The organism is Enterococcus sp. AMC1157 (genome assembly GCF_058216555.1).
On the sequence record NZ_CM177099.1, the window covers coordinates 780,030 to 794,311 of the forward strand.

Here is a 14,282-nt window from a genome sequence, read left to right on the forward strand (position 1 = left end):
TTAGCCTTCTTTCACACGGAATAATGGTTGATTAAATTCAACGACTTGTTCATTCTCAACTAAAACTTCTATAATTTCACCAGAAATATCACTAGTGATTTCATTCATCACTTTCATCGCTTCAACAATGCAGACAACATCGCCCTTAGCAACATGATCGCCTACTTGTTTAAAGTTTGCTTTATCTGGAGATGGTTTTAAGTAAGCCACTCCTACTAAAGGTGAAACAATTTCTGTTCCCTCTAAAATCACAGGTGATGAAGATGTTTCAATAGTTACTGCTGCCGGTGCTGCTGTAACAGCTGGTTGTTGAATTGGAGCTGAAACCACTGGTTGTTCAACCGATGTCTGTTGATTACGAGATACCGTATTTTTATTTAAATAAAGTTCAAATGTGCCGTCTTTTAAATTAAATTCTGTCAATGTGGATTGATCAAATTGAGATAGTAAATCCTTTACCTCTGCTAGTTCCATCCTTATGCCTCCCAACGTTTCATCAAGATTACTGCGTTATGTCCACCAAAACCTAAAGAATTACTCATTGCATAAGTTAATTCAGCTGGTTTGCTTTCATTCAATACAACATTTAAATCAATTTCTGGATCTTTTTCAGTTACATTAATATTTGGTGGAATAAATTGGTGTTGCAATGCTAACAATGTCGCAACGGCTTCCACGCCACCAGCGGCTCCTAGTAAGTGACCAGTCATTGACTTCGTACTACTTACATACGTATCTTGATAGCTATCTCCTAGACCATAATGAATCGCAGTTGCTTCAGCTACATCATTTGCTGGAGTACTTGTTCCGTGAGCATTAATATAACCCACTTCATTAGCTTGAATATTCGCTTCGTTCATTGCAAGCTTCATCGCTTTACCTGCTCCAGAACCATCAGGATTTGGGGCAGTCATATGGTAAGCATCACAATTAGCACCATATCCAACAACTTCTCCTAAAATATTCGCACCACGAGCTAAAGCATGATCCAATGACTCAAGTAATAATACGCCTGCACCTTCACCCATAACAAAACCACTACGATTTTTATCAAATGGTGTTGATGCTTTATTTGCATCTGATTCAGTTGTTAAAGCTGTCAATGAAGCAAAACCAGCAATTCCGATTTCACAAATTGTCGCTTCAGAACCACCTGCCAACATCACATCAGCATAACCATGTTTGATGTTACGGAAAGCTTCTCCTACAGAATGCGTACCTGAAGCACACGCTGTAACTGTTGTGGTACAAATCCCTCTAGCACCTACACGCAAAGCAATGTTTCCTGCAACCATATTTACGATTGACATTGGAACAAACATTGGTGAAACGCGTTTTGCTCCTTTAGCATTCATACGAGTCACTTGATCTTGAATTGTTGGCAAACCACCGATTCCTGAACCAACCATTACACCAAAGCGATCCGCATCAATAGCATCCTTATCTAAGTTTGCCATTTCAAGCGCGTCCAAAGCAGCATGGATTCCATAAATTGAGAATAAATCCATTCGTTTGGTGTCTTTTTTGACAAAATATTTTTCTAGTGGAAAATCTTTAACCTCACCGGCAACAGAAATACCTGTTGCTTCTGCATCAAATTTTGTAATTGGACCAATCCCGTTGGTTCCTTCTTTTAAACTTGTTAAGAATGATTCTGGATCATTTCCAATTGGGGAAACAACACCATAACCCGTAACTACTACTCGATTCATATTTTTTCTCCTCTCTTAACCGTGCATGACCAAACCACCGTCAACATTTAATACTTGACCTGTGATGTATGGACTTTTTGCTAAGAAAATAGCCGCTTTTGCGACATCTTCAACATTCCCAAAACGTTGTAAAGGAATATTTTGTGTCATTTGTTCTTTTACTTTATCTGACAAAACATCTGTCATGTCAGTTTGGATAAAGCCTGGAGCAATGGCGTTACAAGTAATTCCTCGTGGAGCTACTTCTCTAGCAACTGATTTAGTAAAACCAACAACACCCGCTTTACTAGCAGCATAGTTTGCTTGTCCCGCATTACCCATTAAGCCTGAAACACTTGAAAGATTGATGATAACTCCCTCACGCAGTTTCAACATTTTCTTTAAAACTTGTTGAGTCATATTAAATGTTCCAGTTAAATTAATTTTTAATACTTGCTCGAAATCTTCTTCCGTCATACGAAGCAATAACTTATCATTGGTAATACCAGCATTATTAATCAAAATATTAATTGGACCTAATTGATCCTCAGTTGTTTTAATCATCTCGCCAGCATTCTTAAAATCAGAGATATCTCCTGATACACCAATACATTTTACGCCGAATGCTTTAATAGAAGAAATCAGTTCTTCAGAAATTTCTCTACGTCCATTTAAGACAATGTTTGCCCCTTCTTTAGCAAAGGCTTTAGCAATTTCCAAACCAATACCACGGGTACTTCCTGTAATAAAAATCGTTTTATCTTTAAGTTCCATTTATTCCTCCTGATTAGCTATTCAGCCAACTTTTCCTTTTTTTGTTAGTTATCATTCAGCCAAAAACGCTTCTGTTTCTTCCAATGTCTCGCAATTTCCAACTCTAGAAATAGCCAAAGATTTATCAATTTTTTTGATGAATCCTGAAAGAACTTTCCCGGGACCAACTTCAACCACTCGTTCAATCCCTAATTCTTTTAAGGTTGCTACACTTTCATAAAAACGAACAGGAGACATCACTTGTTTTTCTAAAAGTTCTTTTACATCTTCCTGTTCCATAACCTTAGCTGTAGTGTTACTAATAACTGGCACAGACATTTTATTTATTTCAACTGACTCTAATTCCTCTTTCAGTTGTTCGGCTGCAGGTTTTAATAATGCTGTATGGAAAGGACCGCTTACGTTTAATGGAATCACCCGTTTTACGCCAGCTTCCTTTAACAAATCTATCGCATAATCAACAGCAGCTACTTCTCCACCAATCACAATTTGTTTTGGTGTGTTGTAATTTGCTGGTGAAACAATGCCTTTCTCACTAGCTTGCTCACAAGCAGCTTCAATAGTTTCAATTGGAGCATTCATAACTGCCACCATTTTACCTGTGCCTTGTGGAGCTACATTAGCCATAAATGCACCTCTTTTGGCAACTAAAGCTACTGCTGTTTTAAAATCAAGGGCACCACTAGCAACTAGTGCTGAATACTCCCCTAAACTCAAACCAGCTACTGCGTCAGGTTTAAACCCTTTATCTACTAGTAAACGCCAGAAAGCTACACTAACAGTTAAAATCGCTGGTTGTGTATAGACTGTTTGATTCAATTCTTCATTCTCAACAAAGCATAACTCTGCCATATCATATCCTAGAACCTCACTCGCTTCATCAAACGTTTGTTTAACAATCGGTTCTTGTTGATATAAGTCTTGTCCCATGCCAACATATTGTGCCCCTTGGCCACTAAATAAAAAAGCTGTTTTCATTATTTTGTCCCTCATCTTCGTTCGTAATCGTAACCGCATTTTGATGGTCTATAAATAATACTTTGATTATCAAAATATATTTAGCGACTCATCCAAGAACAAAAGCTGTCTTTATTATAAAAGGCTAGGCTTTTGGCCCAGCCTTCTGAAATTCAAATTAAGCTTGTTGATCTTCTACGTATTTAACTAAATCAGCAACAGTTTTAATACCGTCTTCTACTTCGATTTTTACATCGAATTCGTCTTCGATTTCATTGATGATTTGGAATAAGTCTAAGCTATCTGCTTCCAAGTCTTCTTGAATATTAGTTGTTAATTGAATTTCTTCTGTTTCTTTCCCTAATTCTTCTGCTACGATTTCTTGAATTTTTTCGAATACCATGTGTATATTCCTCCAATATTAATTTTCTTAATTTATATAACTACAGATTTATAAGGTGATTAACATAGTTCCCCACGCTAATCCGCCACCAAAACCTGAAAGTACCACTTTTTGATTACTACCTAGCTCTAATGTACCTGCTGCAACTGATTCATCTAATAAAATAGGAATTGTTGCTCCAGAAGTATTACCATACTTATCCATATTTTGTAAAAATTTTTCTCTTGGCACTTTTACTTTACGAGCAATTTTATCCAAAATACGTGAATTCGCTTGATGAAGTAAGAAATAATCAATTGATTCTCGATCTTCGTCAATCAGTTGGTCAATTGATTTTGCCACATCTCTAGTTGCAAAATCAAAAATATCTCTTCCAGCCATTGTTAGACAAGAAGTTTGTTGAGTTTCGCTTCCACCGTATGGATTTTGATTGTGCTTATATCCAGAGGTTAGAGACATTCCTCTTGACCCATCAGCCTTAAGGCTTTCTTTTAAGATATGTTGTTGACTATCTTCTTCTAACAAAATACCGCCAGCACCATCACCAAAAAGAACCGCAGTCGTCCGATCTTCCCAATTTAACACTTTAGAAAGAACTTCTCCACCAATTACCAATCCTTTTTTTGAACCTGTACGAATCATTTTTTCAGCCATTGATAAGGCATAAACGAATCCTGCACAAGCCGCACTCAAATCAAAAGCAAAAGCGTTTCTAGCGCCAATTGCTCCTTGCACGATACAAGCGACAGAAGGTGAATTATAATCCGGAGACATCGTTGCCACTAAGATAAAATCTAATTCCTCAGCTTTAATGTCGCCTTGTTCCAACAGTTTTTCTGCTACTTTAATACATAAATCAGAAGTATTTTCTTCCGTTGCAATATGTCTCGTTTTGATTCCTGTCCGCGAATAAATCCATTCATCGCTAGTATCCATAATCTCAGCTAACTGATCATTGGTTACTACTTTTTCAGGAACATAACTCGCAGTTGCAGTAATCTTTCCGAATTTTATCATACCTACACGCTCACTTATATTCTTGTAAAAACTGATGAAGATTATCTAATGCTTTTAATAAAGCTGTTTGTTGATCATCTTCCATGTCCGTCAAAATTTCTCTAATCATTTGTGAATGAAAATGTTGATGGACGCGATACAGTAATTTTCCTTTTTTTGTCAAACCCAATTTGACTACTCGTCGATCGTCTTCACTACGAATTCGTTCAACATAGCCTTTTTTAACTAATCGATTGATAGCAATAGTCAAAGTTCCAACTGTAATTGAAAGTTCCTTAGCTACTTCAGAAGTTGTCTTTTTCTTATACATACCAATCGCTTCGATTGTGTGCATCTCAGTAATCGATAGATCGTTAAATTGTGATTTTTTTAATTCTGATTCTTCGATAACTAAAATGTCATTAAAGACATCTACTAATAAGCTATTGATTCTTTCAAATTCAGGTTTCATTATTTCACCATCCGAATAGTTTGATTATCAAATCATTTGACAATCAAACTATAATTTAAATTTCTGAAAAATGCAAGCCTATTTTCTGATTTTTTTCAGTTTATTCATGATAATCAATCAGAATTCGTTGATTTCATCCACTTTATATATAGTTTGACTTTCAAACTATTTTAACATACTTCTTAAAAAAAAGAACAATTTTTAACACTTTTTCTTGTAAGAAAACTTTTTTTCTGCTATCTTCAAGACAAATTCAAGGGAAAAAGGAGGTAAATTGCGTTGAATCAACAAAATAAAAAGTTCAAAGAAAAGCTTAAGAATTTGCCAAAAACACCTGGAATTTATTTAATGAAAGATTCTCATCAAGATGTGCTCTATGTTGGAAAAGCCAAAAATTTGAAACAACGAGTTTCTTCTTACTTCCAAAATAACTCTCAGCATTCTAACAAAGTTCGTCGAATGGTGTTCAATTTAGCTGATTTTGAAATTATTGAAGTTGATACAGAGCTTGATGCCCTTTTATTAGAATGTGAGTTAATTCAGCACCATCATCCCTTGTATAATCGTCATATGAATCAGTTTGCACAATATTGTTATATTAGCATTGACGAACAAGGCATTACATCAAGCACACTAGATGGTGAACTTGGCCCTTATCGTGCTTATCGAAAAATACCTGAGATTATTCGTCATCTAAGTGAGCTCTACCAACTTTCAACAATCAATCACATTACAAAATTATCCTTAGAAAAACAACTTCCGGAGATGAAACATTACCCACTACCTGAAAAAAAACAAGAGATTCGTGGTTTTTTTGAAGGTCGTGATGATAGCTACCATTATTGGATGAACCAACGAATAGCTTATTGTATTGAAGAAAGATATTTCGAACACGCCCAAAAATTATCAGAAGAATTACAATTTTTAACTACTTTTTATAATCAAATTCGCGAATTGCATCATTTTGTTAATCAAAAAGAAAATCAAATTATTCTGCCTATTTCAGCATCTGAAAAAAAAGTTTATCAGCTTGCTTATGGTAAGGTTGTTTATTCTAAAATAATTCCGTACACAGAAACATTTCAACCTATTTCACTGACTCCTAACCAAACTGCTTTAAGCAAGTCAGAGATAGACCCCACACTTATTTTGCTTTATTATATAAAAAAGATGTCTGAAAAAGGATAGCATAACGCTCTGTCCTTTTCAGACATCTTTTTATTATTGAATTAAATCGTAAATTTCCATTGCAACAATATCAATATTATCGAATTGATAAGGCTGATTAGATTCAGCTTCCGTTAATTCAAAGGTTTCTGTCGAGTTGTCATAAGTGACTGTACATTTTTCAACGCCTTCTTTTTCAAAACGTCGTACTTGTACCTCGCTGTCTTGCGCTTCAATCATAGCCTCAAGACGTCTAATGATAGCGACTAATTGTGAACTTTTCATTCATAGTGCCTCCCTTTTTTCATTTCTGTTACATTGTATCAAATGACTGGTTATCATGCATTGTTTTTGCGAAATTTTTTTAAATTTTAAGATTTTTTACCATCTTGCCACCAAAGTTTAATCAAGGCTTGCGTTCCATCATTTCCGTAACCGTTATCTTCTAATTTTTGATAAAGATTTTTTGCTAATTCTGTGCTAGGCAAGTCGATATTCATTTTTTCAGCTTCATCTAGAGCAATCTTCAAGTCTTTAACAAAATGTTTAACAAAAAATCCTGGTGTATAATTTTCTGCTAGAATTCTTGGGCTATAATTACTCATTGACCAGTTTGCCGCACTACCTCCACCTAAGGTAACTAAAACTTTCTCTAAATCTAAGTCTGCCTTATTTGCGTAAACCAACATTTCTGTCATTCCAGTCATTGTTCCAGCAATCATAATTTGATTGGCCATTTTTGTATGTTGACCTTTGCCGGCTGTCCCTTGCAAATTGATTGTTTTACCGAATTGATTAAAGACCGGCAGAACCTTTTCAAACACATCTTCTTGACCACCTACCATAATGGTTAAAGTACCATTTTTAGCTCCTAAGTCACCGCCTGAAACTGGTGCATCTAAACTTTCAGCTTGTCGCTCTTTAGCTGTTAGAAAAATCTTTTCGGCTAATGAAGGTGTGCTAGTTGTCAAATCAACTAAAATTTTATTTTTTACGTCGGCTGCAAAAATCCCAGTATCTTCTTGATAATAAGTTTCTTCAACATCTTGAGGATAACCAACCATTGTAAAAATGATCTCGCTCATTTCAGTGACTTTCTTAGGAGAATTTTGCCAAATTGCTCCAGCTTTTACCAAATCATTTGTTTTACTTTTTGTTCTATTAAAAACAATTAGTTGATGTCCCGCATTCATTAAATGAATTACTACTGCATGCCCCATGACACCTGTACCTATAAAACCAATGTTCATTTATCTTCCTCCTATTATTAAAGGCCTATGATTCTTTCGATTTTCATAAATCGGCTTACTTTTTTATAGTCAAAAAAAGTTCACACCTTTAGTATACGTCAAAAGTGTGAACTTTTATATTATTTTAGGCTTAATTCAAAAGAATTAAAACGGTGTTTTAAACTTATCTAGCATATCTTTGGTTGCATTTGTTTCACGATTCAAATGGTATTCTCGGAGAATATCCTCATAAAACTGTTGCATCGTCTCACCAAAATAAGTTGCTGAAATTTTATACATTTTTTGTTCCAGTACTTCTTGATCTAATTGAATTCCCGATTCTACATATTTAATTAAGGCACCGGCAAAATCTTCATCATTTTTGAATGTCACGCCTAATGAAGGGTGGCTGAGTAGATTATTTAAATAATCATTTCCCTCAACTACCATTTGTGTACCTGATGCCATTGCTTCAGTATAGGTTAACCCCTGTGTTTCCGAAGTGGAAGCACTGACAAAATAATCTGCAGCCTGATAATATACAGCGACTTCATCGTTAGAGACTTCTCCGACAAAGGTCACATGTCCATCAACTGAAAGTTCTGAAACTAGCTCTTCTAATTCTTCACGATAGGGTCCTTTTCCTACGATGACAAGCTGAGTTTGAGGCAATATCTTAATAACATTAGGTAAACCTTTTATGATAGCTTGAATATTTTTTTCATAAGACAATCGACTTAATGACAGGATAAGTAATTGGTCTTCCTTAATGCCTAAAGAATCTCTCAATTTTTGTTTCATCTCGTTTGTAATATCAGGACGCTTAAATTTTTCTACCTCAATACCGGTTGGAATAATTCTCATTGGAACTTTTACACCATAGCTTTTTAACTTTTCAATCACTCGTTCACTTGGACAAACAACTCCAGAAGAATGATTAGCAAAAAAGCGAGAAAAGTATTTAACGTGTGCAGGTTTAACCACTTTCCCTTTAGCAATATAATGTAAATAATCTTCATACATTGTGTGATAGGTATGAATAACAGGTATTTGCATTTTTTTCCCGACTAATTTCCCTAACATCCCTGCACCAAATTCTGTATGAGTATGAATTAAATCTAATTCTAACTCCTTGGCTATCAGATACGCATACCACATACCTCTAACAACTACTCGACGATCTTTAAATGAAATAAATGGAACACTTGGCATACGAATAATACCATTTTCAAAATCAGGAGCATTAGGATCGGTTGTCGTAAATATATAAACCTCATGTCCTTTTTTCTCTAATTCTTCTTTTAAAGTTCGGATAGATGTAGCCACACCACTTACTTGAGGAAAGTAAGTATCTGTAAAGAAACCAACTTTCACGCCTGTTCCCTCCAAATCAAAATTGTTTTACTTTAACATACATTCAAACATGGATACAAGTCGTTCAAATCTTTCCTCGATAATTGAAAACATTCACCCATGATATGTCAAATATTAGGTTTAGTATAGCACAGCTAGCTAGTACATGGCTCCACCTATAGACCTACATTTTTACGTTTTCTTTTCCATCTCAAAAAAAGACTGTTATATCAAGGTTTTAGAAAATGATATTACAAAATTGTTCGTTCTTTATTAGTGAATATCTATCAAAAAATAAATTTATACCTTATTTCAACTAATGTTCAGTAAGTAATTTTATAAAAATTGGATGAGCGTATCTCTAGTGCTACAATAAAAAAGAGGTGCTTCATATAGAAGCACCTCTTTATTTAAAAATTAGCCAACGTATTCTTCAACCAATTCAACAACTTCTTCCATCGTATCACATTCAGTTAGTGCACGATTTGCAAGTTCTTCCATTTTAGTTGAGTCTAAACGTTTCATTAAGCTACGAGTTTTTAGAACAGATGTAGCACTCATTGAGAACTCATCTAAACCGATACCCACTAGCAATGGAACAGCCATTTGATCGCCAGCCATTTCTCCACACATACCAGCCCATTTACCTTCAGCGTGAGCTGCATCAACAACGTTTTTAATTAAACGTAAAATTGATGGGTTATATGGTTGGTATAAGTAAGAAACTTGTTCATTCATACGGTCTGCAGCCATTGTGTATTGGATTAAGTCGTTTGTTCCAATACTGAAGAAATCTACTTCCTTAGCAAAACGGTCAGCCAATACAGCTGCTGCAGGGATTTCAATCATGATACCCACTTGAATATCATCAGCAACCGCTACACCTTCATCTACTAATTTTTGACGTTCTTCATCGTATAATTTTTTCGCAGCACGGAATTCTTTTAATGTTGCCACCATTGGGAACATGATGCGTAATTGTCCATGAACAGAAGAGCGTAATAATGCACGTAATTGCGTACGGAACATATCGTCTCCTAATTCAGATAAACTAATACGTAAAGCACGGTAACCCAAGAATGGATTCATTTCATGTGGCAATTTCAAGTAAGGTAATTCTTTATCCCCACCGATATCCATTGTACGAACAACAACAGGCTTTCCATCCATGCCTTCCAATACAGCTTTATAAGCTTCGTATTGATCTTCTTCAGATGGGAAATCCGGTGCATCCATATAAAGGAATTCTGTACGATAAAGACCAATTGCTTCTGCACCATTGTTATGCACACCAGTTAAATCCTTTGGTGTACCAATGTTTGCAGCCAACTCAAAATGTTTGCCATCCGCAGTCACAGTTTGAGCATTTTTTAGTTTTTCCCATTCTGCCTTTTGAGCAGCAAATGCTTCACCAGCTTTAACAAATTCTGCAGCCTGGTCTTCAGTAGGGTTAACGATAACATCCCCCTCAATACCATTTACTGCTAGAATGTCACCAGCTTTAACTTTTTCTGTAATATCTTTAGTACCTACGATTGCGGGAATCTCTAATGAGCGAGCCATAATCGCAGAGTGAGAAGTGCGTCCGCCAATATTAGTTACGAATGCTTTAACGAAATTACGGTCTAATTGCGCTGTATCACTCGGTGTTAAGTCATGTGCTATCACAACAACTTCTTCATTAATCATAGACGGATTTGGCAATGTTACTTGAAGTAAGTGAGCTAAAATACGTTTTGCAACGTCACGGATATCCGCAGCGCGTTCTTGCATATACGCATTATCTTCCATTCCTTCAAACATGCTAATATACATGTCAGTAACTTCTTTCAAACCTGATTCAGCATTTACTTTGTTATCTGAAATATTTTGCTTAATTTGACCAATCATTTCTGGATCACTAAGAACCATTAAATGCGCGTCAAATACTTGCGCTTCCGCTTCTCCCAAGGCTTGTGCAGCCTTGTCACGGATTTGTTTTAAATCTTCAGTTGACTTAGCCAATGCTTCGTCTAGACGAGCTTCTTCAGCTGAGATGTCTTCGACTGTTACCTTTTTAAAAGTCAAGTCAGGTTGGACTAATAGGTATGCCTTCGCAACGGCTACTCCATCGCTTGCCGCAATTCCTTTTAGCATTTCAACCATTATTCAGACAACCCTTCCTTTTTCATTGTTTCTACGATAGCTGCGATAGCATCTGCTTCGTCAGCACCTTCAGCAGAAATTGTAACGTCAGAACCTTGACCTACACCTAAAGACATAACTCCCATAATAGATTTAAGGTTTACTGATTTACCTTTGTACTCTAAATTAATATCAGAGTTAAATTTGCTCGCTGTTTGTACCAATAATGTAGCTGGACGTGCATGAATTCCTGTCTCAGCAACTACGTGAAAATCTTTCTTTTCCATATTATCAATCTCCTTCTTATGAAAGCTATTTTTTGTGAGGGCTTTCTTTTGCATATTCCCATAAAGAACAGACAAAATTAACTACCCTTTCAATTGTTAAGATTACCATTTTTTTACTACTTAGACAACCGTTTTCCATAATAATTCGCACAATTCCTCGGAAATTGCGTATTTTATGCATTTTCTTCCAAATAACGATAAATGATTTTTCCTTTTAAACCCGCTTCACCAACAAATTTCGTTCGATCTTCATGTGTTTTCCAAACTTCTCGAAAAGTCATAAAATCGGCTTGATCAACAATCAACTCATTGACTTCCCCTGATTTAAGCTGTTCCAATAAACTTTCATAGGGATTCTCAACCATACGATCCATCCTCCTTCTTTAAATTTTCATGTTATTACTATTTTCATTAGAAATAAAACTTCACCAAAAAATTATAGTCGATTTCATAAAAACTTCAAGTTTTATTCTTAGCAATTATAAACTTAATTACTTGCATCATAAGAAAATAATTGTATAATATAACTAAAGGTCAAACATGGTCAGTGAATACTTTCCTATTCTTTGACTTTTTAAAATCAATCGAAAGGTCGTGAGACAATGCTTTGTCAAAATTGTGGAAAAAATGAAGCAGGTATTCATTTGTATGCAAACGTTGGTGGTCAACGAAGACAAATCGACTATTGTCAAAGTTGCTATCAAAAAATAAAAGGACAACAAAACAGCCCGATGAATTCACAACAAGATCCTTTTGGTTTTGGTAGTCTAGATGACTTCTTCAGACAGATGTCTCAACAAATGCAACAAGAAAATACTCCATATAATCAAACACCTCCTACTCAAACTGGAAGTGGTCAAAATAATTTTAATGGTGGACAACAACCACCTAAACAAAATGTGCCTGGTTTATTGGGTGAATATGGTGTAAATATTACACAACAAGCTCGTGCAGGAGAAATTGATCCAGTTGTTGGACGTGATGCTGAAATTAAACGAGTCATTGAAATACTGAACCGTAGAACAAAAAATAATCCTGTATTAATCGGTGAGCCCGGTGTAGGTAAAACAGCCGTCGTTGAAGGATTAGCACAAAAAATTGTTGACGGAGATGTCCCTCAAAAATTGTTGGAGAAAGAGGTTGTACGCTTAGACGTTGCTTCCTTAGTCCAAGGCACGGGAATTCGTGGTCAATTTGAGGAGCGTATGCAAAAATTAATCGCTGAAATTAAAGAAGCTGAAAATATCATCCTCTTCATTGATGAAGTACACGAAATCGTTGGCGCTGGTGGTACTGGTGAAGGAAATCTTGATGCTGGGAACATCTTAAAACCAGCTCTTGCCAGAGGTGAGCTACAAATGGTTGGTGCAACTACTTTAAATGAGTATCGAGTAATTGAAAAAGATGCTGCTTTAGAACGTAGAATGCAACCTGTTAGAGTAGATGAACCAACTGTCGAAGAAACCATTTCAATCTTAAAGGGACTACAATCTCGTTACGAAGATTATCATCATGTAAAATATACTGATGCAGCTATTCAAGCAGCGGCAACTTTATCCAATCGATATGTACAAGAGCGTTTTTTGCCGGATAAAGCCATTGATTTATTGGATGAAGCTGGCTCTAAAGAAAACTTGACTATTCAATTTATCGATCCAAAAGTAATTGATAAAAAACTTGCAGATGCAGAAGAACAAAAACGCTTAGCCTCTCAAGAAGAAGATTTCGAAAAAGCAGCTTATTATCGTGATCAAATCAACAAACTTCAAAAAATGAAAGAACAACAAGTGACCGATGAAGAAACTCCTGTCATTACCGAAAAGACGATGGAGCAAATTGTAGCAGAACGCACAGGTATTCCTGTTGGTGAACTAAAAGAAAAAGAACAAACTCAATTGAAAAATTTAGCAGTTGATTTACAATCTCATGTAATTGGCCAAGATGAAGCCATCGATAAAGTTGCTAAAGCGATTCGTCGAAACCGTGTTGGTTTGGGCAAAAAGAATCGTCCAATTGGTTCCTTCTTATTCGTTGGTCCTACAGGTGTAGGTAAAACTGAATTGGCTAAACAATTAGCTTTCGAAATGTTTGGTTCTGAAGATGCGATGATCCGTTTTGACATGTCTGAATACATGGAAAAACACAGTATCTCTAAACTGATTGGTTCACCTCCTGGATATGTAGGTTATGAAGAAGCTGGACAATTAACGGAAAAAGTTCGGAGAAATCCATATAGCTTAATCTTGTTGGATGAAGTCGAAAAAGCCCATCCCGATGTCTTACACATGTTCCTACAAATCTTGGAAGACGGCCGTTTAACCGATGCTCAAGGTCGCACAGTCAGCTTTAAAGATACGTTAATTATTATGACCAGTAATGCTGGTAGTGGTAAAGTTGAAGCCAATGTTGGTTTTGGTGCTTCCAGAGATGGCATCACTCGTTCCGTATTAAATCAACTAAATAATTACTTCACACCAGAATTCTTGAACCGCTTTGACGGGATTATTGAATTCAAAGCATTGAGTAAAGAAAATCTATTAACGATTGTTTCTCTTATGTTAGATGAAGTAAATGAAATGTTGGCAAGTCAAAAAATTCATATCCAAGTTTCTGACTCTGTCAAAGAAAAATTAGTAGACTTAGGTTACGATCCAACTATGGGAGCACGTCCTCTTCGTCGAACAATTCAAGAACAAATTGAAGATGGGATTGCTGAATACTATTTAGACCATCCTGAAAATACTCAATTAATTGCAGAACTAGATGATGAAAATCAGATTTCTATCTCTGCTGAGTCGGTCGTTACCGAAGAAGTCAAGAATGACTAAA

General features: G+C 35.8%; 15 protein-coding genes. 2 read left to right on the plus strand and 13 right to left on the minus strand.

All coding sequences use genetic code 11. The features are described 5' to 3' along the window. From accB to fabT, 7 genes are all read right to left on the minus strand, one after another. Complete coding sequence (accB, locus tag AC4BBX_RS03755) at window positions 1-474, minus strand: acetyl-CoA carboxylase biotin carboxyl carrier protein (protein WP_490455130.1); 474 nt, start codon at window positions 472-474, stop codon at window positions 1-3. Window positions 475-476: 2 nt separating this feature from the next. Further along, a complete protein-coding gene (gene fabF / locus AC4BBX_RS03760; protein ID WP_490455131.1) occupies window positions 477-1,712 on the minus strand; it encodes a beta-ketoacyl-ACP synthase II in 1,236 nt (411 codons plus the stop codon). 15 nt (window positions 1,713-1,727) lie between these two features. Further along, window positions 1,728-2,465: a 3-oxoacyl-[acyl-carrier-protein] reductase gene (gene fabG, locus AC4BBX_RS03765; protein ID WP_490455132.1), complete on the minus strand. Its 738-nt coding sequence runs from the start codon at window positions 2,463-2,465 to the stop codon at window positions 1,728-1,730. A gap of 51 nt (window positions 2,466-2,516) precedes the next feature. Then, window positions 2,517-3,443 carry an ACP S-malonyltransferase gene (fabD, locus tag AC4BBX_RS03770; protein WP_490455133.1) on the minus strand — a complete coding sequence of 309 codons (927 nt, stop codon included), beginning with the start codon at window positions 3,441-3,443 and terminating at the stop codon, window positions 2,517-2,519. A 157-nt stretch (window positions 3,444-3,600) separates the two neighbouring features. Next, on the minus strand, window positions 3,601-3,825 hold the full coding sequence (locus tag AC4BBX_RS03775) for an acyl carrier protein (protein ID WP_490455134.1): 225 nt from the start codon (window positions 3,823-3,825) through the stop codon (window positions 3,601-3,603). 48 nt (window positions 3,826-3,873) lie between these two features. Further along, entirely contained in the window at window positions 3,874-4,842 is a 969-nt protein-coding gene (locus tag AC4BBX_RS03780; protein WP_490455135.1) for a beta-ketoacyl-ACP synthase III, read from the minus strand. Window positions 4,843-4,852: 10 nt separating this feature from the next. Further along, window positions 4,853-5,293 (minus strand): fatty acid biosynthesis transcriptional regulator FabT, encoded by a 441-nt coding sequence (fabT, locus tag AC4BBX_RS03785; protein WP_490455136.1) that lies wholly within the window; start codon window positions 5,291-5,293, stop codon window positions 4,853-4,855. Window positions 5,294-5,572: 279 nt separating this feature from the next. Between fabT and AC4BBX_RS03790 the strand changes: the two genes are divergently transcribed. After that, on the plus strand, window positions 5,573-6,481 hold the full coding sequence (locus AC4BBX_RS03790) for a GIY-YIG nuclease family protein (RefSeq protein WP_490455137.1): 909 nt from the start codon (window positions 5,573-5,575) through the stop codon (window positions 6,479-6,481). Between the two features lie 33 nt (window positions 6,482-6,514). Here AC4BBX_RS03790 and AC4BBX_RS03795 read toward each other — a convergent pair whose 3' ends face one another. From AC4BBX_RS03795 to ykzS, 6 genes are all read right to left on the minus strand, one after another. Further along, on the minus strand, window positions 6,515-6,745 hold the full coding sequence (locus AC4BBX_RS03795; RefSeq protein ID WP_490455138.1) for a YkuJ family protein: 231 nt from the start codon (window positions 6,743-6,745) through the stop codon (window positions 6,515-6,517). Between the two features lie 86 nt (window positions 6,746-6,831). Further along, window positions 6,832-7,710, minus strand: coding sequence for an NAD(P)-dependent oxidoreductase (locus AC4BBX_RS03800; RefSeq protein WP_490455139.1), 879 nt, complete (start codon window positions 7,708-7,710; stop codon window positions 6,832-6,834). Window positions 7,711-7,854: 144 nt separating this feature from the next. Beyond that, entirely contained in the window at window positions 7,855-9,063 is a 1,209-nt protein-coding gene (locus tag AC4BBX_RS03805) for a glycosyltransferase family 4 protein (RefSeq protein WP_490455140.1), read from the minus strand. Between the two features lie 396 nt (window positions 9,064-9,459). Beyond that, complete coding sequence (gene ptsP / locus AC4BBX_RS03810; RefSeq protein WP_490455141.1) at window positions 9,460-11,187, minus strand: phosphoenolpyruvate--protein phosphotransferase; 1,728 nt, start codon at window positions 11,185-11,187, stop codon at window positions 9,460-9,462. Next, on the minus strand, window positions 11,187-11,453 hold the full coding sequence (locus AC4BBX_RS03815; RefSeq protein WP_490455142.1) for a phosphocarrier protein HPr: 267 nt from the start codon (window positions 11,451-11,453) through the stop codon (window positions 11,187-11,189). Before AC4BBX_RS03815 ends, ptsP begins: the two co-directional genes overlap by 1 nt. 173 nt (window positions 11,454-11,626) lie before the next feature. Then, complete coding sequence (gene ykzS, locus AC4BBX_RS03820; protein WP_490455143.1) at window positions 11,627-11,818, minus strand: protein YkzS; 192 nt, start codon at window positions 11,816-11,818, stop codon at window positions 11,627-11,629. Between the two features lie 237 nt (window positions 11,819-12,055). On the opposite strand from ykzS, the gene AC4BBX_RS03825 reads away from it, so the two are divergent. Further along, entirely contained in the window at window positions 12,056-14,281 is a 2,226-nt protein-coding gene (locus tag AC4BBX_RS03825) for an ATP-dependent Clp protease ATP-binding subunit (protein ID WP_490455144.1), read from the plus strand. Window position 14,282: the final 1 nt, after the last annotated feature.

Bases quoted from the DNA above. Each gene is read 5' to 3' on its own strand.
- accB (WP_490455130.1), bottom strand. From the start codon at position 474: ATGGAACTAGCAGAGGTAAAGGATTTACTATCTCAATTTGATCAATCC.
- fabF (WP_490455131.1), bottom strand. From the start codon at position 1,712: ATGAATCGAGTAGTAGTTACGGGTTATGGTGTTGTTTCCCCAATTGGA.
- fabG (WP_490455132.1), bottom strand. From the start codon at position 2,465: ATGGAACTTAAAGATAAAACGATTTTTATTACAGGAAGTACCCGTGGT.
- fabD (WP_490455133.1), bottom strand. From the start codon at position 3,443: ATGAAAACAGCTTTTTTATTTAGTGGCCAAGGGGCACAATATGTTGGC.
- AC4BBX_RS03775 (WP_490455134.1), bottom strand. From the start codon at position 3,825: ATGGTATTCGAAAAAATTCAAGAAATCGTAGCAGAAGAATTAGGGAAA.
- AC4BBX_RS03780 (WP_490455135.1), bottom strand. From the start codon at position 4,842: ATGATAAAATTCGGAAAGATTACTGCAACTGCGAGTTATGTTCCTGAA.
- fabT (WP_490455136.1), bottom strand. From the start codon at position 5,293: ATGAAACCTGAATTTGAAAGAATCAATAGCTTATTAGTAGATGTCTTT.
- AC4BBX_RS03795 (WP_490455138.1), bottom strand. From the start codon at position 6,745: ATGAAAAGTTCACAATTAGTCGCTATCATTAGACGTCTTGAGGCTATG.
- AC4BBX_RS03800 (WP_490455139.1), bottom strand. From the start codon at position 7,710: ATGAACATTGGTTTTATAGGTACAGGTGTCATGGGGCATGCAGTAGTA.
- ptsP (WP_490455141.1), bottom strand. From the start codon at position 11,187: ATGGTTGAAATGCTAAAAGGAATTGCGGCAAGCGATGGAGTAGCCGTT.
- AC4BBX_RS03815 (WP_490455142.1), bottom strand. From the start codon at position 11,453: ATGGAAAAGAAAGATTTTCACGTAGTTGCTGAGACAGGAATTCATGCA.
- ykzS (WP_490455143.1), bottom strand. From the start codon at position 11,818: ATGGTTGAGAATCCCTATGAAAGTTTATTGGAACAGCTTAAATCAGGG.
- AC4BBX_RS03825 (WP_490455144.1), top strand. From the start codon at position 12,056: ATGCTTTGTCAAAATTGTGGAAAAAATGAAGCAGGTATTCATTTGTAT.